The following is a 21,484-nucleotide window of genomic DNA, read 5'->3' as shown; positions in this document are numbered from 1 at the left end:
AGCAGCGCTGCCGTGGCAGCGCGCTGCAATTCCCCGACACACATGGCTGTATTTACCGAAGTCACCATGGCCCAGGCCCAGGGCCTGATGGAGCGGCTCTCGCTCGGCCGGGTGCAAAGCCTGCGCGGCATCACCGCCGGCATCGAGAACACCAATTATTTCGTCACGACCGAGCGCGGCGAGTATGTGCTGACCCTGTTCGAGCGGCTTACGGCCGAACAGCTGCCCTTCTACCTGCGCCTGATGAAGCATCTGGCCCAGCGCGGCATCTCGGTGCCCGAGCCGCAGGCCGATGCCACGGGCGAGATCCTGCACCAGCTGGCCGGCAAGCCGGCTGCGGTGGTCGACAGGCTGCGCGGCAGCCACCAGCTGGCACCCGACGTCTTTCACTGCGAGCAGGTCGGTGCCGCGCTGGCGCGCATGCATCTGGCGGCGCAGGATTTCCCGCTGCATCTGCCCAATCTGCGCGGCCTGCCCTGGTGGACCGAGACGGTGCCGGTGGTGCTGCCGTTTCTGAGTGCCGATCAGGCCGCGTTGATCAGCAGCGAGCTGGCCTTTCAGCAGCAGATCGCCGCCTCGGCGACCTATGCCGAGTTGCCGCGCGGCCCGGTGCACGCCGACCTGTTCCGCGACAACGTGATGTTCGACTTTGTGCCGGCGGCAACGACTGACCGCGCCACCGTCTCGGGCCTGACCGGGCGCGAACAACTCAGCGGCTTCTTCGATTTCTACTTTGCTGGCGTCGACACCTGGCTGTTCGATCTGGCGGTCTGCCTGAACGACTGGTGCATCGACCTGGCCAGTGGCCGGCTCGATGTGCAGCGCGCTCAGGCCTTCGTGAGCGCCTATGAAACCGTGCGCCCCTTGAGCGGCGCCGAGCACCGGCTGCTGCCGGGCATGCTGCGCGCGGCCGCGCTGCGCTTCTGGATCTCACGACTCTGGGACTTCCATCTGCCGCGCGATGCGGCACTGCTCAAGCCGCATGACCCCGGCCATTTCGAGCGCGTGCTGCGTGAACGGATCAACCGCCCCTGGCATGCGCTGGGTGCTGGCAGCGAGGACTGAGAAAGCGATGTCGATGATCCTCCATCTGCAAACGGTCGCGCCGCGCAATGGCCTGCTCTGGCTGCGCCACGGCTTCAAGGTCTTCCAGCGCCGCCCGATTGCGCTGCTGGGCCTGTTCGCGGTCTTCATGGTGATGGCCAGCGGCTTGATGCTGCTGCCGGGCATCGGACCGGTGCTGCTGCTGATGGCATTGCCGCTGCTCTCGCTGGGCTTCATGCTGGCCACCCATCTGGTGCTGCAGGACAAGACGCCCACCGTGGCCGTCTTCGTCGCGCCGCTGCAGTTGACGCCGCAGCGCCGCAACACCCAGCTGCTGCTCTGCCTGGCCTACGCACTGGCGACGCTACTGGTCATGCTGCTGGCCGATTGGGCAGATGGCGGTGCACTGAGCAGCTTTCAGGAGTTGCTTGCGCGCGGCAACGCCGATGAAAAGACGATAGAGGCGGCACTCGCCGAACCAGCACTGTTCTGGGGTTCGCTGCTGCGGCTAAGTCTGGCCGCACTGCTGTCGGTACCGTTCTGGCATGCGCCGGCCCTGGTGCACTGGGGTGGTCAGGGCGTGATGCAGGCACTGTTCTCCAGCACCTTGGGCGTGTGGCGCAACCGCCAGGCCTTCGCCTTGAATGCGTTGAGCTGGGGCGGCGTCATCTTTGCCGCTTCGCTGATCCTCACGGTGGTACTGGCCCTGCTCGACCTGGGCCGCCTGCTGCCGCTGCTGGCCATGCCGATGGGCCTGCTGATCTCGACGGTCTTCTACGCCTCGCTGTACTTCACCTTCGTCGACTGCTTCATGTTCGGCGCACCGCGCGACCTGCTCGACGAGCATCGCTGAGCTTTCCCTGGGCTTCTCCTTGGCGGATTCACGCGCCTGACACACGAGCCCCCTAGAGTGACGGACACCGCAACAGGGCTGCCCCAAAGCAGCCCTGTTCTACGTCCAAAAGTCAGTCTCTGGAGGTTCTCTTGTCTCAACAGCCCACCCGTCGCCAAGCCCTGAAGTTTCTGGGCACCCCTTTCATGCTGCCGCTGGGCGGCTCGGCCTTGTTGAGCGCTTGCGGTAGTGGCGGTGATTCCGGCGAAGCAAAGCCGGCCCCCGCACCGGTGACGTTCAGCTCGGCCGCCTTCGCCGCCATGGCTGCCCCCAGCCTGGCCACGCCGGCCGATATGGCCAAGACCCTGGTCAACTCCGGCCTCGACGTGCTGCTCAGCGATGGCACGCAAAACCGCTTCAAGCTGGCCTATCAGCCCTTCTTCATGACCGGCGATCTGGTGCCGGACGGCAAGGGCGGCACCGTGCTGGCCGGCGCCTATTTCGACATCAACAACAAGCCCATCATCGACACCACGTTGGCTGGCAAGGAGCGCCAGTACTTCTCTGACTCGCCCGATGGCACCTCGCTGTTGAGCCTGCCTAACGCCAATGTGCCCGGCATCAAGGGCAAGGCCGTGTTTGCCGTCGTGCAGTTTGAGTACGCCACCTGGGCCCAAGACGGCAAGACCGATATGTACGGCAAGCTGCCCTCGCCGATCGCCGTGCTGACGCTGGATCAAGACCAGGCCACCGGCAAGCTCAGCCTGGTCAAGTACCACAACGTTGACACCTCGCCGGCTCACGGCCTGTGGATCACCTGCGGCTCCAGCCTGTCGCCCTGGGGCACTCATCTGTCGTCCGAGGAGTATGAGCCGGACGCATTCACCATCGCCTCGAACAGCATGTTCAAGGCCTACAGCCAGAACCTGTTCGGCGATGCCAGCAAGGCCAATCCCTATCACTACGGCCATCTGCCCGAAGTCACCGTCAACCCGGATGGCACCGGCACGATCAAGAAGCACTATTGCCTGGGCCGCATCTCGCATGAGCTGATCCAGGTGATGCCGGACAACCGCACCGCCCTCATGGGCGACGACGCCACCAACGGCGGCTTCTTCATGTTCGTGGCCGACAAGGAGAAGGACCTGTCCGCCGGTAGCCTGTACGTCGCCAAGTTCGGCGCCGGTTTCTCGATTGACCCGGCCGCCGCCGGTGCGCCGCTGACCTGGGTCAAGCTGGGCTCCGCCACCAGCGCCGAGATCGAGAAGCTGGCCGACACGCTGAAGCCCACCGACATCATGGATGTGGCCACGACCGACCCCAAGGACGCCAGCTTCACCAAGATCTATCTGGGCGGCAAGGTGCAGTGGATTCGCGTCAAGGCCGGCATGGACAAGGCTGCGGCCTTCCTGGAAACGCATCGCTATGCGGCGCTGAAGGGCGGCACGATGGCCTTCACCAAGATGGAAGGCACGACCGTCAACATCAAGGACAAGATCGCCTACTCGGCGCTGCAGAACATGCAGAGCTCGATGGTCAAGGGCAACGCCGCGTGGAACGAGGCCTATGGCATCACCCTGGACAAGGCGCTGAACGCCGGCGGCGTGCTGGCTCACACGCTGAGCGGAGGTCAGAAGGACACAGCTGACGCCGCCATCAACAGCGAATGGGTGCCGACCAAGACCAAGATGCTGCTGGTAGGCGAAGACCTGGCCGTCGCCGATGCGCTGGGCAATCTGGCCAACCCCGACAAGATCGGCGCGCCGGACAACCTGAAGTTCTCGGAGAAGCTGCGCACCCTCTTCATTGGCGAAGACAGCAGCTACCACGTCAACAACTTTGTCTGGGCCTACAACGTCGACACCAAGGTGCTGTCGCGCCTGGTCTCCATGCCCTCGGGCGCCGAAGCCACCGGTCTGGGTGTCGTCGATGATCTGAATGGCTGGACCTACATCACCAGCAACTTCCAGCATCCCGGCGACTGGAGCTCCAGCCTGCACAGCAAGGTCAAGGACACGCTGGACCCGCTGGTGCGTGCCAACTACAAGGACCGCTTCGCCGCTGCCGTCGGTTACCTGACCGCCGAAGCCACCAGCGTCAAGCTCGGCAAGCTCTGAGCCTCCGGCACAAAACGCTTCCAATGCAAAAAGGGCGCCCCGGGGAGGGGCGCCCTTTTCTTTTGTCGCCGACCAGCCGGGCGAGATGCCGTTAGCCGCCTGCGCTCAATCGATCGGCGTCAGCTTGGCCACCGACAGCGCCAGCCACTTCATGCCGTGGCGGCCGAAGTTGACCTGGGCGCGGGCATCGGCGCCGCTGCCTTCCAGCGTCATCAGCACGCCCTCGCCGAACTTGGTGTGGAACACGCCCTTGCCCACACGCAGGCCGCCGTGCTCGGCGCCGACCTTCTCGGCGGCGGCCTGCTTCATGCTCTTGGGCACCGGCGCGGCGGCGAAGCTGGGCGTCGCGCTGGCAGCACCATAGGCCGGCTTCTCGACCCGGCCGGCACCGACCACCGACTTCAGCCCCGCCCCACGCTCCCAGGCACTCTGGTATTCCTTGGCAAAGCCGGAGCCAAAGCCCTGGTTGCGCGGCGTCAGCCATTTCAGCGCGCTCTCGGGCAATTCCTCGAGGAAGCGACTCTTGACGTTATAACGGGTCTGGCCATGCAGCATCCGCGTCTGGCTGAAGCTCAGGTAGAGGCGCTGGCGCGCTCGCGTGATGGCCACATACATCAAGCGCCGTTCCTCTTCCAGGCCATCGGCGTCGGACATCGAGTTCTCGTGCGGGAACAGCCCTTCCTCCAGCCCGGTGATGAAGACAGCGTCGAACTCCAGGCCCTTGGCCGAGTGCACCGTCATCAGCTGGATCGCATCCTGGCCGGCCTGCGCCTGGTTGTCGCCGGCCTCCAGCGAGGCATGGGTCAGGAAGGCCGCCAGCGGTGACATGATTTCGCCGGTCTCGGCATCGGGCGTCACCGCAGCGGCAGCCACCGCGCGCGGCAGGCCTTCGGCGATGGCGCCGGGTGCCAGCTCGTCGACCGGCAGGGCCACCGCGTCCTTGCCGAAGCCCTCTTGCGTGACGAAGGCCTCGGCCGCGTTGACCAGTTCGGCCAAGTTCTCCAGCCGCTCAGCGCCGTCCTTGTCGTTGCGGTAGAACTCGGCCAGGCCCGAGGTTTCGATGATTTGTTCGATGATCTCGCGCAGGGTCAGGCCTTGCGTCAGATTGCGCATCGATTCGACCAGGTTCACAAAGCCGGCCAGATTGCTGCCGCCCTTGCCCGCCACCGCGCTGACGCTCTGATACAGGCTGCGACCGCTGATGCGCGCCGCATCCTGCAGCAGCTCGATGGTGCGCGCGCCGATGCCGCGGGCCGGGAAGTTGACGACGCGCAGAAAGCTGGTGTCGTCGTTGGCGTTCTCGATCAGGCGCAGATAGGCCAGCGCATGCTTGACTTCGGCCCGCTCGAAGAAGCGCAGACCGCCGTAAACGCGGTAGGGCACGCCGGCATTGAACAGCGCCGATTCCAGCACCCGCGACTGCGCATTGCTGCGGTAGAGGATGGCGATCTCCTGGCGCGCCAGACCCTGGCGGTGCAGCGCCTGCGCTTCCTCCAGCAGCCACTGCGCCTCGGCGAAATCGCTGGCCGATTCATTGACACGCACCGGTTCACCCGGGCCGGCCTCGGTGCGCAGGTTCTTGCCCAGGCGATGGCTGTTGCGGCTGATCAGCTCATTGGCGGCGTCGAGGATGTTGCCGAAGCTGCGGTAGTTCTGCTCCAGCTTGACGACCCGTTTGACGCGGTACTCGCGCTCGAAGTCGCTCATATTGCCGACCCGCGCGCCGCGGAAGGCGTAGATGCTCTGGTCGTCGTCGCCCACGGCGAACACGCCCTGGCCGCGGCCCGGTGGCGCGAACATCTTCAGCCAGGCGTACTGCAGCTTGTTGGTGTCCTGGAACTCGTCGACCAGCAGGTACTGGAAGCGATGCTGGTAGTGCTCGCGCAAGGCGGCGTTGTCGCGCAGCAGCTCGTAGGTGCGCAGCATCAGTTCGGCAAAGTCGACCACGCCCTCGCGCTGGCATTGGTCTTCATAGGCCTGGTAGATCTGCACCTGGACGCGGCTTTGCTCATCGCGCGCCTCGATGTCCTTGGGCCGCAGCCCGTCTTCCTTGGCGCCGGCAATGAACCAGCCCACCTGCTTGGGCACATAGCGCTCCTCGTCGAGCTTCATCGCCTTGATGACGCGCTTGATCGCCGAGACGGTGTCCGAGGCGTCGAGGATCTGAAAGCCCTGCGGCAGGCCGGCCAGCTTCCAGTGCGCGCGCAGGAAGCGGTTGCACAGGCCGTGGAAGGTGCCTATCCACATGCCACGCACATTGACCGGCAGCATCGCCGACAAGCGCGTGACCATCTCCTTGGCCGCCTTGTTGGTGAAGGTCACCGCCATCACGCCACCGGGTGTGACCAGGCCCTGGCTCATCAGCCAGGCGATGCGGGTGGTCAGCACCCGGGTCTTGCCCGAGCCGGCGCCGGCCAGAATCAGTGCTGGCTCCTGGCCCAGCGTCACCGCCGCATGCTGCTCCGGGTTCAGGCCCTTCAGCAAGCCACTGCTGGGCGGCACATAGGCGGGCGCTGGGGCGGCGAAACCTGGGGCAGGCGCGAACAGATCATCTTGGGGGTGCGGACTCATCCACGCATTTTAGAGACTGGCATGATGCCGGCATGATTGAACGAACGCCCGCCACGGCTGTGCCCTGCCCCTGCGGTAGCGCCCTACCCTATGAACGCTGCTGCGGCGCGCTGCACCAGCGCTTTGCCGACGACGGCCGGCTCATGGCCCCGAGCGCCGAAGCCTTGATGCGCTCGCGTTACAGCGCCTATGTGCTGGACCAGCTGGACTATCTGCGCGCCAGCTGGCATGCCAGCACCCGGCCCGCCACACTGGCCCCCAATGAACCAGGCCTGCACTGGCTGGGCCTGCAGATCAAGCAGCACCAGCAGCAGGACGAGACGCATGCCACCGTCAGCTTCGTGGCGCGCAGCAAGCTCGGTGGTCGCGCACATCGGATGGTCGAGACCAGCCGCTTCGTCCGCGAAGACGGGCAATGGTTCTATCTGGATGGCGATGTCAGCTGAAGCCGTTCTAGACGCGGTGGCCGACGACGCGGCGCTCCCCATCGTCTACCAGGACGAGCATCTGGTCGCGATCGACAAGCCGCCGGGCCTGCTGGTGCATCGCAGCGGCCTCGATGCCCAGGAGGAACGTTTCGCGCTGCAACTGCTGCGCGACCAGCTCGGCCGGCCGGTCTGGCCAGCGCACCGGCTGGACAAGGGCACCTCGGGCCTGCTGCTCTTCGCGCTGGACGCCGACACCGCCAGCCGCCTTGGCCAGTGCTTCGAGCAGGGCCTGGCGAACAAGCACTACCTGGCCCTGGTGCGCGGCTGGCCGGCCACGGCCGCCGGGCAGATCGACCATCCGCTGGCGCGCGACCCGGAGCTGCCCTCGCGGGGTCAGGTCTTGCTGGAGGCCCGCACCGACTGGCAGTGCCTGGCCCGCTACGACTGGCCGATACAGCCCGATCCGCGCTTTGCCAGCGCTCGCTATGCGCTGATGGCCTTGCAGCCGCACAGCGGTCGCCGCCATCAGATCCGCCGCCACCTGAAGCACATCGCCCACCCCATCATCGGCGACGCCACCCATGGCAAGGGCGCGCACAACCGCGCTGTGGCCGCGCATCTGGGTCTGGCGCGGTTGTGGCTGCACGCGCTGACGCTGGAACTGCCCCACCCCTGGCGGGCCGAAACGCTGCGGCTGCGCACCCCGCCAGGGCCGGAATGGGCGCCGCTGCTCCAGGGCGTATCAGTGCCCTGACTGATACAGCGCAGCCCAGGCATCAGCCACCTGTGCCCTGACAAGGGTGCGGCGCGGCCGCACACTGCGGACTTCAGCAGTGACACAAGCAGACCATGATCAAGATCCTCGGCAAATCCTCATCCATCAACGTCCGCAAGGTGCTGTGGACGGCCACCGAGCTGGGCCTCGGCTACGAGCAGGAACAGTGGGGCTCGGGCTTCAGGCCGACCGACACGCCGGAGTTCTTGGCCCTCAACCCGAATGCGATGGTGCCGGTGCTGCTCGACGGGGAGATGGTGCTGTGGGAGAGCAACACGATCTGCCGCTATCTGGCCAGTCGCAGCGGCGAGACCGCGCTGCTGCCGGCCGACCCGGCCGCCCGGGCTGCGGTCGAGCAATGGATGGACTGGCAGGCCAGCGAGCTGAACAACAGCTGGCGCTATGCCTTCATGTCCACGGTGCGCCAGAGCCCGGCGCATCAGGATGCTGCCCAGCTGGCCGCCGGCGTGGCCCACTGGAACCGCCATATGGCGATGCTGGAAGGGCAGCTCGCCGATGGCCGCGATTACGTCTGCGGCCAGGCGTTCACGCTGGCCGATGTGGTGCTGGGCCTGTCCACGCACCGCTGGCTGTCGGCCCCCATCGAGCGCCCGGTGCTGCCTGCGGTGCTGACGTACTACGAGCGCCTCAGCGAACGGCCGGCCTTCATGCAGCACGGCCGCAACGGCCAGCCCTGAGCCTTCACCCGGCCCACTGCCGGGCAAGCCCCTCACTGCGGCGCGTCGATCACCCGCAGCTCCAGTGCCGAGGCCTGGGCCGCGGTGTGGAAGAGCTGCTGGGTGGCCGGCTGGAAGTCTTCTGGCCGGGCATCGCGGATGCGGACAAAACGCTGCGGATTGCGGTCCAGCAGCGGGAACCAGGAACTCTGCACCTGCACCATCAGCTTGTGGCCGCGGCGGAAATTGTGATTGACGTCGGGCAGCTCGATGTCCAACGCCATCACCTCGCCGGGCGTGACCGCCTCGGGCTTGTCCAGGCCCTTGCGGAAGCGCGCCCGCAGTGGCTCGCCGCGCACCAGCTGCTGGTAGCCATTGAGCGTCAGCTGCGGCGGCGGCACATCGGGCGGCGGCGCGGCGCCCTTCTCCTCCTCGGCGCGGTTGTGCGGGTAGACGTCGATCAGCTTGACGATGAAATCGCTGTCCGTGCCCGTGGTCGACACATAGAGCCTGGCCTTGACCGGGCCGGCCACCGTCAGGTCCGACTCCAGCACCTCGCTCTGATAGACCAGCACATCGGGCCGCGTCGAGGCGAAGCGCTGATCGCTGACCATGTACTCGGCCGGCATGCCCAGCGCCGCATAGCCGATGAAAGGCACCGGCTTGGCCGGATCGCTCACGTAGCTGTCGATGCCCGCCCCCGCGCCTTCGGTCGGCGCCTGCCAGCCCAGCTTGCCGCCGGCCTGCAGATAGAGCTTGCGCGGTTTGGCCTCGGCCGGCGGCCAGCTCGGGTATTGGCGCCAGACATTGCTGCCGGTCTCGAACATCGTCGCCTCGGCCAGCTTGGCGTCGCTGCCACCGCGCAGATGCTGCTCGAAGAAGGGCAGCAGGATCTGCTTCATGAAGTACTCGCTGCTCTTCTGCCCGAAGTCGACCATGCCGATGGATTTGCCGGCGGTGCGGAACCAGCCGCCATGGCGCCAGGGCCCCATCACGATCTGATTGCTGATGCCGGGATTGCGTGCCTCGATGCTGCGGTAGATGGCCAGCGGACCGGGCAGATCCTCGGCATCGAACCAGCCACCGACGGTGAGCACCGCGGCGCGGACATTGTTCAGATGCGGCGCGATGCTGCGCGGCTTCCAGTGCGCGTCATAACTGTCGTGTTCGATCAGGTCATTGAAATACGGATTGCCCGGCGTGCCCAGGGTCTTGGCGATACTGCTCAGGTTGCCGAGCTTCAAAAAGTACTCGTAGGCGTCGCCGCTGTTGTAGCTGAAGCTGCCCCAGCGCTGCGGCGCCGAGGTAGGGTTCTCCTGCGGCTTGAAGCTGGTGAAGAAGCCGTAGTTGTGCGCCAGCATGAAGGCGCCACCGTGGTAGCCATCGTCCCCGCGGTAGTAGTCGGCGATCGGCGCCTGCGGCGAGGCGGCCTTGATGGCCGGGTGGCTGTCGATGATGGAGGCGGCGCTGTAGAAGCCCGGATAGGAATTGCCCCAGATGCCGACCCGGCCGTTGTGATTGGGCAGGTGGTCGATCAGCCATTGCACGCTGTCATGCATATCGCTGCTCTCGTCGACATCGTTCTTGCTCTTTTTCTGCGCCACATGGGGCGTCATTTCGGTGAACGTGCCCTCGGACATATTGCGCCCGCGCACATCCTGGCAGACGACGATGTAGCCAGCCTTGTAGAACTCCTCCGAGGGCACCAGTCCCCAGCCGCCGTAATGGTCCTCGCCATAGGGGCCGCAGCTGTAGGGCGTGCGCGTCATCAGCAGGGGATAGCGCTTGGACGCGTCCTTGGGCTGGTAGACAACGGTGAACAGGCGCTTGCCGTCACGCATCGCAATGCGGTACTCGTACTTGGTGTAGTTGGCCTTGAGGTCATAGGGCTCGGGGGCCGACCGCGCTGCGGCGCTGAAGAGCGCAGCCATCGTGGCAGCGAGGGCAATGCTGGATTTGAACGCCAGCGCTTGGCGAGACGGAAGGTGCATGGGCTTTCATCGCGGCGCTTTCGCGCCCGTGGCTTGGGTTCTTGTGGCGGCGTCGACTCAGGCGATCGCCAGCGCGTAGATGGGCGGCAGGTGGGCGGCAACGGTCTGCCAGTGCTCGCCGCCATCGTCGCTGGCCCAGAGGCCGCCGGTCGTGCTGCCCATCAGCAGGTGCTGGCCGCTGGCATCGACGGCCAGCCCATGGCGATAGACCAGGTCGTAGCAATGCTGCTGCGGCAGGCCGGCACGCAGGGTCTCCCAGCTCTGGCCGCCATCGCGGGTGCGGTTAACGACCAGCGCGCCATCGACCGGGATACGCCGCTCATCCTTGATCGCCGGCACGAACCAGGCGGTCTGCGGATCGCTCGGGTGGGCCGCGACGGCAAAGCCGAAGCTCGACAACGGCGCCTTCAGCTCCTGCCAGCTCAAGCCGCCATCGACAGAGCGCCAGATGCCGCAGTGATGCTGGCACCAGATCACCTCGGGCACGGCGCGGCAGCGCTGCAGGCAATGCGGATCCTGGACATTCATGTCCTGCTGGCGTTCGGGCGGCATGTAGCCGGCATTCAGTCCTCGGCCGTGCAGCGCCCAGCTCGCGCCCTCATCGGCGCTGTGCCAGACGCCACCACAGCTGATCGCCAGGGTCAGGTCTTGCCCATTGCTCGGGTGTGGCAGCAGGCTGTGAATACCAGGTGCCTCGTTGCCGCCGCCCATCCATTCCAGCCGTTCCGGCCGTTGCCACAGCGCGTCGACCAGTTGCCAGCTGGCGCCGGCGTTGCTGCTGCGAAACAGCCCGCCAGGCACCGTGCCCGCCCACAAGGCCGACTCGCTGCGCGCCAGAGACCAGATCTGCAGCAGCTTCCAGGCCGGCCCACCGTCGTGAGGCTCGGGCTGCGGCGGAAAGGCCGGCGCAGGCAACTCCTGCCAGCTGGCACCACCATCATCGCTGGCGTGCAACTTGGCACCGAAATGGCCCAGATTCAGCGCCGCCAGCAGCCGCCCAGCCGCATGGCCGCTGGGTGCTGGTGGCAACACCATGCTGACCGGATCGCCGAGAAAGCTGTTGCGGCGGATCTGCCAGCCGCCCGTGCCTAGATGCTGCAGTTCAAACAGGCCTTTGCGGGTGGCCACCCAGGCAGTCAGACTCATGATCGTTCAACCTCCGGACAGGGCTTGCAGGACATGCACGACGCTGTCCGGCTTCAAGGCATCGGACAGCAACAGACGGTCGCGCGCACGTTGACCGTCAATGAACACGACGACGTGAGTGCGCAGATGCTGCTGCTCGTCCAGCACATAGTCGCGCAATCGCGGATGAGCGGCGAAGGCCTGCTGCAGGGCCTCGGCCAGGCTCAGCGCACTGGCCTCGAAGTCGGGCGCCTCGACAAAGCGTCGCAGCTGGGGCGTGAAAACGATGCGCGGCATGGGGACGATTAGGCCGTGCCTGGGCGCTCGCCGCACCGTGGATTTCCCGGCCATGACCTTTGGACGGCGTGACCTCGCACAAACTGGCCACAATGCGCGCCATGCTCAAGAACACAACAACCGTCGGCAAGGGTGTGCTCAGTGCCGCGCTGGCCTACACGCTGTGGGGCCTGTTCCCGCTGTACTTCAAGCATCTGGCCGGCGTGCCCTCGCTGGAGGTGGTGGCACACCGCATCGTCTGGTGCCTGCTGCTGATGGCCGCGGTGCTGACGGTGATGAAGCGCTGGGCCTGGCTGGGCCCGGTGCTGCGCTCGCCCAAGGTGCTGGGTGCGTTCACGCTGTCGGCGGTCTTGCTGTCGGCCAACTGGCTGACCTATGTGTGGGCGGTCCAGCACGACCATGTGCTGGACGCCAGCCTGGGCTATTTCATCAACCCGCTGGTCAACGTTTCGCTGGGCTATTTCTTTCTGCACGAGCGGCCGCGGCCGGCGCAATGGCTGGCGGTTGGCTTGGCTGCGGCCGGCGTCGCCTGGCTGACGCTGCAGACCGGCCGGCTGCCCTGGGTGGCCCTGGTGCTGGCTGCCAGCTTTGGCGTCTACGGCCTGCTGCGCAAGATCGCTGCACTGGGTGCGCTGGAAGGCCTGCTGCTGGAATGCCTGCTGTTGGCGCCGGTGGCGGCATTGGCGCTGGGCGTCTGGGGCTGGCAGGGTGGCAGCGCGCTCAACAGCGGCGACAGCGGCCTGATCGGCCTCTTGATACTTGCCGGCCCGCTGACCGCCGCGCCGCTGCTGCTGTTTGCCGCCGGGGCCCGGCGCATCCCGATGACGACGCTGGGCCTCTTGCAATACATCTCGCCCAGCATCCAGTTCCTGCTTGGCGTCTGGCTCTATCACGAGCCCTTTGCCGCCAGCCGCATGGTCGGCTTCGGGCTGATCTGGGCGGCGCTGCTGGTCTACAGCGCCGAGGGCTGGTGGCGCAGCCGAGCGGCGCCCTGATCAACTGCTGGCAGGCAGACGCATCAGGTAGTCAAACGCGCCCAGCGCGGCCTTGGCGCCATCGCCGGTGGCGATGATGATCTGCTTGAAGGGCACTGTCGTCACATCGCCGGCGGCGAACACGCCGGGCAGCGAGGTGCGGCCATGGCTGTCGACGATGATCTCGCCAAACTTCGACAGCTCCAGCGTGCCCTTCAGCCATTCGGTATTGGGCACCAGGCCGATCTGCACGAACACGCCCTCAAGCTCGACGTGGTGGGCCGCGCCGCTGACGCGATCGGTGTAGCTCAGGCCGTCGAGCTTGTTGCCGTCGCCGGTCAGCTCGGTGGTCTGTGCCGAGGTATGGATGCTGACGTTGGGCAGGCTCTTCAGCTTGTTGACCAGCACCGCATCGGCGCGCAGCTGGTCGGCAAACTCGAACAGGCTCACATGGGCCACGATGCCGGCCAAATCGATGGCCGCCTCGACACCGGAGTTGCCACCGCCAATCACCGCCACCCGCTTGCCCTTGAACAGCGGACCATCGCAGTGCGGGCAGTAGGCCACGCCCTTGTTCTTGTACTCGGCTTCGCCGGGCACATTGACATTGCGCCAGCGCGCACCGGTCGAGACGATCACGCTCCTGGCCTTCAGCGAGCCGCCATTGGCAAGCTGGATCTCGATCAGGCCGCCGGGCTCGCTGGCCGGGATCAGCTTCTCGGCCCGCTGCAGATTCATGATGTCGACGTCATAGGCCTTGACGTGGGCCTCCAGCGCCGCGGCGAACTTGGGGCCGTCGGTCGCGGTGACCGAGATGAAGTTCTCGATCGCCAGCGTGTCATTGACCTGGCCGCCGAAACGCTCGGCCGCCACGCCGGTACGGATGCCCTTGCGGGCGGCATAGACCGCAGCGGCCGCACCGGCCGGGCCACCGCCGACGATCAGCATGTCGTAGGGCACCTTGGCGCTAAGCTTGGCCGCATCACGGCTGGCGGCACCGGTATCGAGCTTGGCGATGATCTCTTCCACCGTCATCCGGCCCGAGCCAAAGACCTGGCCGTTCAGATAGACCGAGGGCACGGCCATGATCTCGCGCGCCTCGACCTCGGCCTGGAAGGCGCCGCCTTCGATGACCACGGTCTTGACCTTGGGGTTGAGCACCGCCATCAGCGACAGCGCCTGCACCACGTCCGGGCAGTTGTGGCAGGACAGGCTCATATAGACCTCGAAGCTGAAGTCACCGTCCAGGCCCTGGATCTGCTCGATCACGTCCTGCTCGACCTTGGGCGGATGGCCACCGGTCCACAGCAGTGCCAACACCAGCGAGGTGAATTCATGGCCCAGCGGCAGGCCGGCAAAGCGCAGCGATTGCTGGCTGCCCAGGCGCTGCAGGCTGAAGGAAGGCTTGCGCTGATCACTGCCATCGAGGCGCAGGCTGATCTTGTCGCACATGCTGGCAATGTCTTCCAGCAGGCTCTTCATCTCGGCGGCGGTGGCCGAATCGTCGAGCGAGGCGACGATCTCAAAGGGTTCGCGAACCCTCTCCAGGTAGGCCCTGAGCTGTTCTTTCAATGCGGCGTCCAACATGGTGTGCTCCTTGTTCAGTCGTGCTTGTCCAAGCCACTCTGAAAGCACCCAGGTCTGTCAGGGCACTTTCAGCATGGCTCGCGAGAGGGGATCCAGCGGAGCCCGTGGAACCGGCTGTGCCGGGCCACTGGGCTCGCCCCCTAGAGGAGGAGCGCCGCAGGCGCTCCGGGGGTGGGTCATCAGATCTTGCCGACCAGGTCCAGCGACGGGGTCAGTGTCTTGGCGCCTTCGTTCCACTTGGCCGGGCAGACTTGGCCAGGGTGGCTGGCCACATACTGGGCAGCGCGCAGCTTGCGCAGGGTTTCCTTCATGTCGCGGGCGATGGCGTTGTCATGCACTTCGGCGGTCTTGATCACGCCTTCCGGGCTGATCACGAAGGTGCCGCGCAGGGCCAGGCCTTCTTCTTCGATGTGCACGCCAAAGGCGCGGGTCAGCTTGTGGGTCGGGTCGCCGACCAGCGGGAACTTGGCCTTGCCGACGGCCGGCGAGGTTTCGTGCCAGACCTTGTGCGAGAAATGCGTGTCGGTGGTGACGATGTAGATCTCGGCGCCGGCCTTCTGGAAGTCAGCGTACAGATCGGCAGCGTCTTCGACTTCGGTCGGGCAGTTGAAGGTGAAAGCGGCCGGCATGAACACCAGCACCGACCACTTGCCCTTCAGGCTGGCTTCGGTGACTTCAACGAACTTGCCGTTGTGGAAGGCTTCGGTCTTGAAAGGCTGAACTTGGGTGTTGATCAAAGACATGGCTCACTCTTCAGTGGGTTGATGGGATGGGTTGAATCATATGGTCAACCCGTAGCCCTTAGTTTTGATTAATCAAATCACCCCTATTGAGCCTGCCTATCCTCAAATCGTCACAGTCCTTGCTCCAAGGCCAGCAATTCCTCGACCGTCTGGCGGCGCCGGATCAGGCGGGCCTGGCCATCATCGACCAGCACCTCGGCGATCAGCGGGCGGCTGTTGTAGTTGCTGGACATCGAGGCGCCATAGGCGCCGGTGTCATGGATCACCAGCAGATCGCCGACCTGCGCCCCGGCCAAGTCGCGCGGCAGCACCACACCGCCATCGCCTTGGGTGAACACATCGCCGGATTCGCACAGCGGACCGGCCACCACCGTCGGCCGCGCCGGCTTGTCGACACCATCGGCCGCGATCAGGCTCATCCGGTGATAGGCGCCGTACATGGACGGCCGCATCAGCTCATTGAACCCAGCGTCGACCAGCACGAAGTGATTGCGGCCGACGTCCTTGCAGGCACGCACCTCGGCCAGCAAGACGCCGGACTCGGCCACCAGATAGCGACCGGGCTCGATTTCCAGGTGCAGGGCATGGCCGATCACGCCCTCGGCCTCGCGCCGTGCGGCGTCCCACAGGCCGAAATAGTGAGCGGTATCGACGCGGCCTTCGCCGTCACGGTAGGGAATCGACAGGCCACCCCCGGCGGACAGCGCCTGCAGATCGTGGCCGGCCGCGCGCACCTCACGCACCAGCTCGACCATGGCACCGCAGACCTGCTGCAGATGGCCGTAGTCGACACCCGAGCCGATGTGCATGTGCAGGCCCAGGAGGGTCAGGTCTTGCGTGCGCACCACCGCCAGCGCCTCGGCCAGCTGTTCATGCCAGATGCCGTGCTTGCTGTGTTCGCCGCCGGTATTGGTCTTGTTGCTGTGGCCGTGCCCGAAGCCCGGATTGATGCGCAGCCAGACGCCATGACCGGGCGATGCGGCGCCGAGTTGGCGCAGCATGTCGATCGACCCGGCGTTGACCGGAATGCGGTGCTCGATCACCGTCTGCAGCGTCGCACGATCGATCAGGTCGGCGGTGAAGACGATCTCGGCATCGGCGCCGCCACCGCCTTGGTAGCCGGCCGCCAATGCCCGCAGGATCTCGCCGCGGGAAACGGCATCGACGCGCACGCCCTGCTCGCGCATCAGGCGCAACAGATGGGTGTTGGAGCAGGACTTCTGCGCGAAGCGGATCGCGTCAAAGCCGCGCAGCTCGGCGATGCGCTGGCGGATCAGTGCCGCGTCGTAGACCCAGAGCGGCGTGCCGAATTGCTGCGCCAGCTGCTGCAGTTGTGAAGCGCCAAAGGCGGTGGGCTGAAAGTTGGGCATGGGATGGGTGCTCGGATGGACTGATCGATGACAGGCCACAGCATGCCAAGCAAAACCAATTCACTCAAATGCTTTTGTTTTCATCATCGATTCAGTTCTGATATGGTCCAGCCATGAACCCGGCCGCCATTCAACACAGGCATATCGAAGTCTTCCGCGCGGTGATGAGCGCCGGCAACGTCAGCGAAGCCGCGCGTCAGCTGCACAGCTCGCAGCCGACCTTGTCACGCGAGTTGGCGCGGCTGGAGTACCTGCTGGGCTTCGCGCTGTTCGAGCGAGTGCGCGGCCGGCTGCGCCCCACCCAACGCGGCCTGGCATTGTTTGATGAGGTACAGCGCAGTTTTCAGGGGCTGGAGCGCATCAGCAGCCGGGCGCTGGAGCTGGCCCAGGGCGGCACGGCAGCGCTGGAACTGTTGTGCCTGCCGGCCTTGAGCCAGGCCCTGCTGCCCGGCGCCTGTGTGCGCCTGCAGCGGCTGGCGCCCGAGGCCCGGCTGAACATCACGCCGCAGGAGCCGCCGCTGCTCGATGAATGGTTGAGCGCCCAGCGCTTTGATCTGGGCCTCACCGAATTGGCCGCGGCGCCCGCCGGCACCAGCAGCCGCCTGCTGTTCAGCGCCGATGAGGTCGGCGTGCTGCCCGAGGGGCACCCGCTTTTGGCCAAGCCGGTGCTGCAAGCCGCCGACTTTGCCGGGCAGCCCTTTATCAGCCTGGCGCCGTCCGACCCGTACCGGCAGCAGATCGACCGTCTATTCGCCGAGCATGGCGTCGGCCGCGATTTGCGCTTGCAGACGCACAGCGCCGCAGCCATCTGCGAACTGGTACGGCGTGGCCTGGGACTGTCCATCATCAACCCGCTGAGCGCGCTGAGCCTGGCCGGCCATGGACTTCATTTGCGGCGCCTGGCCTTGTCGATTCCCTACCAGGTCTATCTGGCCCAGCCCTTGCTGCGAGCCAGCCACGCGCGGCTGGAGCCGCTGCAGCAGGCCCTGCACGCAGAAGCCGAGGACCTGCAACAGCGACTCTCGATCGCACTGCAGGCCTAAGAACTTTCAGCTGCGCTCGAAGTGCGAAAAAGCCTTGTGATTGTGACAAGCGCTCACATCGCAGAGCGATATGAGCGCTTGTCGCAACCCCTCAGATGATCACTCACGCGATCACCGGCGCGCTGCGCCGCTTACGCGCGCTCAATGCGCGCATAAGCTGAATGGTTGTGTATGGATTCAAAGTTCTCCACATCCACCGCATAGCGGCCAATGCGCGGCTCGGCGTTGAGGCGCAGCGCCACGTCACGCACCAGGTCCTCGACGAACTTGGGGTTCTCGTAGGCGCGCTCGGTGATCCACTTCTCGTCGCTGCGCTTGAGCAGCGGCCAGATCTCACTGGAGGCGCTTTCCTCGGCGAAACGCACCAGCTCGCCCCAACCCAGGCTGAAGTCCTTCAGCTCGGCACGAATCGTCACCAGCGAGCGCTGGTTGTGGGCACCGTAGTCGGAGATTTCCTTGGAGCAGGGGCACAGGCTCTTCACCGGCACGGCCACTTCGGCCCAGATGGCCGTCTGGCCGGCGCGGGTCTCGGCGATCAGGCGGCCTTGATAGTCCAGCATGCTTTCGATGCCCGACACCGGCGCACGCTTACGCAGGAAGAAGGCAAAGCTCAGCTCGATGCGCCCTTCGACCGCCTCCAGCTTCTGCAGCATCTCGCCATGCAGGCGCTGCAGCAGCTCGGCATCCAGCGGCTCATGCAAGGCATCCAACCAGGCCACGAAGCGGGACATATGGGTGCCCTTCTTCTCGGCCGGCAGCATCACATCCAGCGTCCAGGTGCCCACCGTGGCCTGTGCCTGCTTGCCGACGCGCAGCTGCAGCGGATAGCGCACATCCTTGACGCCCACTCGCTGGATCACCAGATGGCGCTCATCGCGTTCGCTTTGGGTATCGGGAATGTGCAGGGCGCTGGAGATCGGATTCATAAACGAAGGCAAGGAGGCCGGCGGCGAGGCCGCGCAAAGCTCGCTAAGGGTAAACGATTGGCGAGCAGCATCGCATCAATGCAGCCGCCTTGCTTGGGCAAGGCTTCTCGGTCGAGCGCTCTAGAGCACTCGCCCTAGCCATGTTCAAGGCAGACTTACTCGTTGGCCGCGCTGCGCAAGAGCGCCGGGCGGCCGCCAAAGCGCTTCAGAATGGATTGCTCGATGCCCGCCGCGTCCAGGCCGCACTGGCTCATCAAACTGGGCACATCGCCATGCTCGATGAACTCATCCGGCAATCCCAGCGTCAGCACAGGCGTTTGCAGGCCCGCCGCCTGCAGGCATTCCAGCACGGCACTGCCGGCGCCCCCCATCAGGCAGCCATCCTCGATGGTGACCAGCCCATCATGGCTACGGGCCAGCTCAAGCACCAGTTCCTGGTCCAAGGGCTTGACGAAGCGCATATTGGCCACCGTGGCATCGAGTTGCTCGGCCGCCGCCAACGCCGGGTAGAGCAAGGTACCAAAGGCCAGGATGGCAATCCGTGGTGAACCAGCACGGCCCTGCGGCTGGCCCGACTCACGGCGAATCTCGCCCTTGCCCCAGGGCAGGGCTTGCATCTGTTTCTGCACCTCGACGCCAGCTCCAGCGCCACGCGGGTAGCGCACGGTCACCGGCCCTTGATGCTGGAAGCCGGTGAACAGCGCCTGACGGCATTCGTTCTCATCGGCCGGCGTCAGCACCGCCATCTTCGGGACGCAGCGGGTGAAGGCGATGTCGTAGTTGCCGGCATGGGTGGCGCCATCGGCACCCACCAGGCCAGCGCGGTCCAGCGCGAACAGAACCGGCAGATCCTGCAGCGCAACGTCGTGGATCAGCTGATCGTAGGCGCGCTGCAGAAAGGTCGAATAAATCGCCACGACCGGCTTCAGGCCCTCGCAGGCCAAGCCGGCTGCGACCGTCACCGCATGTTGCTCAGCGATGCCGACGTCCTGGTAGCGCGAAGGGAAACGCTTGTGAAACTCGACCATGCCCGAGCCCTCGCGCATCGCCGGCGTGATGCCGACCAGGCGCGTGTCCTGCTCGGCCATATCGCAGAGCCAGTCACCGAAGATCTGCGTGAAGGTCGGCTTGGCCGGCGCCGCCGACTTGACGAAACCGACGGCCGGATCGAACTTGCCCGGCGCCGCGTGGTACTTGACCGGGTCGGCCTCGGCCAGCTTGTAGCCCTGGCCCTTCTTGGTGACCACATGCAGGAACTGCGGGCCCTTTTTATCGCGCAGGTTTTCCAGCGTCGGGATCAGCGCATCGAGGTCATGACCATCGATGGGGCCGACATAGTTGAAGCCGAATTCTTCAAAGATCGTGCCGGGCACGACCATGCCCTTGGTGTGCTCTTCGAAACGCCGCGCAAATTCGTACAGCGGCGTGTTCTTGAGCACGCTCTTGGCGCCCTCGCGGGCCGCCGAATAAAAGCTGCCGCTCATCAGGCGGGCCAGGTACTTGTTCAAGGCGCCAACCGGCGGGCTGATCGACATATCGTTGTCGTTCAGGATCACCAGCAGATCGCCCATCAGTCCGCCGTGCGGCACGCCGGCATTGTTCAGTGCTTCGAAAGCCATGCCGGCCGTCATCGCACCATCGCCAATGATGGCGACGGCCTTGCGGTCTTCGCCCTTGATCTTGGCGGCCATGGCCATGCCATGCGCGGCCGAGATCGAGGTCGACGAATGACCGGTGCCGAAGGTGTCGTACTCGCTCTCGTCACGGCGCGGAAAACCGCTGATGCCGCCTAGATGGCGAATCGTGCCGAGCTGATCACGACGCCCGGTCAAGACCTTGTGCGGGTAGGTTTGGTGGCCCACGTCCCAGACCAGGCGGTCGTGCGGCGTGTTGAACACATAGTGCAGCGCCACCGTCAGTTCGACCGTGCCCAGATTGGAGCCCAGGTGACCGCCGACCTTGGAGTTGGACAGCGTGTCCAGCACATAGGCGCGCAGTTCACCGGCCAGCTTGACCAAGTCAGCCCGCGGCAGTCGGCGTAAATCGGCAGGGCTGTCAATGCCCCGCAGCAGCGGATAGTTCATCGGCACCAGCGCGTCCGTCATCAGTTGTCACGCTCCACGACCTTGTCGGCCAGGATGCTCAGCCAGGCCGTATTGGCCAAGCCGCTGCGCCCCAAAGCCAGATGCGCTTCATGGCGCAGCCGGTCCGCGTAGGCTCGCGCCTCATCCAGGCCCAGCACACTGACGTAAGTCGGTTTGTTGGCGTCCTGGTCCTTGCCGGCCGTCTTGCCCAGCACTTCGGAGTCCTGGGTCACATCGAGAATGTCGTCAACGACTTGGAAGGCCAGGCCCAGCGCAGCACCATACTCGGTCAGGCCTGACCAAGCAGCATCGTCAAAAGTGCCACAGGCAGCGCCCATCAGAACACTCGCCTGCAGCAAGACACCGGTCTTGCGGCGGTGCATATCGCGCAGCTCATGCTCACTCAGGGGCTTACCAATACTGGCCAGATCTATGGCCTGCCCACCCGCCATTCCAGAATGCCCGGAAGCCCGCGCCAGCAGTGCACACAGGCGTGCCTGTAGTGCTGGACCGACGCCAACGTCGGGAGTCAAGACCTCAAAGGCCAAGGCCTGCATGGCATCCCCCGCCAGCATCGCCCGCGCTTCGCCATAGGCCACGTGCACGGTCGGCTTGCCGCGACGCATGACATCGTTATCCATGCACGGCATGTCATCATGGACAAGGGAATAGGCATGGATCAACTCAACAGCACAAGCAGCACGCATGGCTGCCTCAAGACTGCCGGCAACTGCATCGCAGGCTGCCAGCGCTAACAGCGGCCGCAAACGCTTGCCACCGCCAAGCACTGCATAGCGCATTGCCTCACCAAGCCCGGCTGGCGCATCCGCTGGCACCCACTCATCCAACTTTGTCTCGAAGGACAGCAGCACGCGCTGCGTCCATTGGTCAAAAACTCCA

18 protein-coding genes are annotated in these 21,484 nt (G+C 65.5%); 8 read left to right on the top strand and 10 right to left on the bottom strand.

Annotated features, from left to right (window positions below; translation table 11 throughout):
- Nucleotides 1-42: 42 nt before the first annotated feature.
- The 3 genes from RQP53_RS14675 (at nt 43) to RQP53_RS14665 (ending at nt 3,993) form a co-directional block, all read left to right on the top strand.
- A complete protein-coding gene (locus RQP53_RS14675; protein WP_315651118.1) occupies nt 43-1,065 on the top strand; it encodes a homoserine kinase in 1,023 nt (340 codons plus the stop codon).
- Nucleotides 1,066-1,072: 7 nt separating this feature from the next.
- Nucleotides 1,073-1,897, top strand: a complete 825-nt coding sequence (locus RQP53_RS14670; protein WP_315651116.1) for a BPSS1780 family membrane protein — start codon at nt 1,073-1,075, stop codon at nt 1,895-1,897.
- A gap of 185 nt (nt 1,898-2,082) precedes the next feature.
- Nucleotides 2,083-3,993: a PhoX family protein gene (locus tag RQP53_RS14665; RefSeq protein WP_315651170.1), complete on the top strand. Its 1,911-nt coding sequence runs from the start codon at nt 2,083-2,085 to the stop codon at nt 3,991-3,993.
- A gap of 105 nt (nt 3,994-4,098) precedes the next feature.
- Here the strand turns inward: RQP53_RS14665 and RQP53_RS14660 are convergent, their stop codons facing one another.
- Nucleotides 4,099-6,564 (bottom strand): UvrD-helicase domain-containing protein, encoded by a 2,466-nt coding sequence (locus tag RQP53_RS14660; RefSeq protein WP_315651115.1) that lies wholly within the window; start codon nt 6,562-6,564, stop codon nt 4,099-4,101.
- Between the two features lie 32 nt (nt 6,565-6,596).
- Here RQP53_RS14660 and RQP53_RS14655 point away from each other — a divergent pair, with 32 nt between their 5' ends.
- From RQP53_RS14655 to RQP53_RS14645, 3 genes are all read left to right on the top strand, one after another.
- Entirely contained in the window at nt 6,597-7,010 is a 414-nt protein-coding gene (locus tag RQP53_RS14655) for a YchJ family protein (RefSeq protein ID WP_434064094.1), read from the top strand.
- Nucleotides 7,000-7,746, top strand: a complete 747-nt coding sequence (locus RQP53_RS14650) for a pseudouridine synthase (protein ID WP_315651114.1) — start codon at nt 7,000-7,002, stop codon at nt 7,744-7,746. Before RQP53_RS14655 ends, RQP53_RS14650 begins: the two co-directional genes overlap by 11 nt.
- A 95-nt stretch (nt 7,747-7,841) precedes the next feature.
- Entirely contained in the window at nt 7,842-8,465 is a 624-nt protein-coding gene (locus RQP53_RS14645; protein ID WP_315651112.1) for a glutathione S-transferase family protein, read from the top strand.
- Nucleotides 8,466-8,497: 32 nt separating this feature from the next.
- Here the strand turns inward: RQP53_RS14645 and RQP53_RS14640 are convergent, their stop codons facing one another.
- The 3 genes from RQP53_RS14640 to RQP53_RS14630 all read right to left on the bottom strand — a co-directional run bounded on the left by RQP53_RS14640 (nt 8,498) and on the right by RQP53_RS14630 (nt 11,857).
- Nucleotides 8,498-10,375, bottom strand: a complete 1,878-nt coding sequence (locus RQP53_RS14640; protein WP_315651111.1) for a CocE/NonD family hydrolase — start codon at nt 10,373-10,375, stop codon at nt 8,498-8,500.
- 117 nt (nt 10,376-10,492) lie between these two features.
- On the bottom strand, nt 10,493-11,581 hold the full coding sequence (locus RQP53_RS14635) for a WD40/YVTN/BNR-like repeat-containing protein (protein ID WP_315651110.1): 1,089 nt from the start codon (nt 11,579-11,581) through the stop codon (nt 10,493-10,495).
- 6 nt (nt 11,582-11,587) lie between these two features.
- A complete protein-coding gene (locus RQP53_RS14630; RefSeq protein WP_315651109.1) occupies nt 11,588-11,857 on the bottom strand; it encodes a MoaD/ThiS family protein in 270 nt (89 codons plus the stop codon).
- 101 nt (nt 11,858-11,958) lie between these two features.
- Between RQP53_RS14630 and rarD the strand changes: the two genes are divergently transcribed.
- On the top strand, nt 11,959-12,852 hold the full coding sequence (rarD, locus tag RQP53_RS14625) for an EamA family transporter RarD (RefSeq protein ID WP_315651108.1): 894 nt from the start codon (nt 11,959-11,961) through the stop codon (nt 12,850-12,852).
- Here rarD and ahpF read toward each other — a convergent pair whose 3' ends face one another.
- From ahpF to lysA, 3 genes are all read right to left on the bottom strand, one after another.
- The gene (gene ahpF, locus RQP53_RS14620; protein ID WP_315651106.1) at nt 12,853-14,418 is read right to left on the bottom strand and encodes an alkyl hydroperoxide reductase subunit F; all 1,566 of its coding nucleotides are present in this window, start codon (nt 14,416-14,418) and stop codon (nt 12,853-12,855) included.
- Between the two features lie 179 nt (nt 14,419-14,597).
- Nucleotides 14,598-15,161, bottom strand: coding sequence for an alkyl hydroperoxide reductase subunit C (ahpC, locus tag RQP53_RS14615; protein ID WP_315651104.1), 564 nt, complete (start codon nt 15,159-15,161; stop codon nt 14,598-14,600).
- Between the two features lie 110 nt (nt 15,162-15,271).
- Nucleotides 15,272-16,531: a diaminopimelate decarboxylase gene (gene lysA / locus RQP53_RS14610; RefSeq protein ID WP_315651103.1), complete on the bottom strand. Its 1,260-nt coding sequence runs from the start codon at nt 16,529-16,531 to the stop codon at nt 15,272-15,274.
- A gap of 113 nt (nt 16,532-16,644) precedes the next feature.
- Between lysA and RQP53_RS14605 the strand changes: the two genes are divergently transcribed.
- The gene (locus tag RQP53_RS14605; RefSeq protein ID WP_315651102.1) at nt 16,645-17,574 is read left to right on the top strand and encodes a LysR family transcriptional regulator; all 930 of its coding nucleotides are present in this window, start codon (nt 16,645-16,647) and stop codon (nt 17,572-17,574) included.
- A gap of 131 nt (nt 17,575-17,705) precedes the next feature.
- Here the strand turns inward: RQP53_RS14605 and folE2 are convergent, their stop codons facing one another.
- The 3 genes from folE2 to RQP53_RS14590 all read right to left on the bottom strand — a co-directional run bounded on the left by folE2 (nt 17,706) and on the right by RQP53_RS14590 (nt 21,456).
- On the bottom strand, nt 17,706-18,500 hold the full coding sequence (gene folE2, locus RQP53_RS14600; RefSeq protein ID WP_315651100.1) for a GTP cyclohydrolase FolE2: 795 nt from the start codon (nt 18,498-18,500) through the stop codon (nt 17,706-17,708).
- Between the two features lie 155 nt (nt 18,501-18,655).
- Nucleotides 18,656-20,605: a 1-deoxy-D-xylulose-5-phosphate synthase gene (gene dxs / locus RQP53_RS14595; RefSeq protein WP_434064093.1), complete on the bottom strand. Its 1,950-nt coding sequence runs from the start codon at nt 20,603-20,605 to the stop codon at nt 18,656-18,658.
- A complete protein-coding gene (locus tag RQP53_RS14590; RefSeq protein WP_315651098.1) occupies nt 20,605-21,456 on the bottom strand; it encodes a polyprenyl synthetase family protein in 852 nt (283 codons plus the stop codon). Before RQP53_RS14590 ends, dxs begins: the two co-directional genes overlap by 1 nt.
- Nucleotides 21,457-21,484: the final 28 nt, after the last annotated feature.

Origin of the sequence: Roseateles aquae (assembly GCF_032337115.1) — a bacterium.
Taxonomy (GTDB): domain Bacteria; phylum Pseudomonadota; class Gammaproteobacteria; order Burkholderiales; family Burkholderiaceae_C; genus Roseateles_C; species Roseateles_C aquae.
This window is presented reverse-complemented; position numbering and strand designations above follow the sequence as displayed.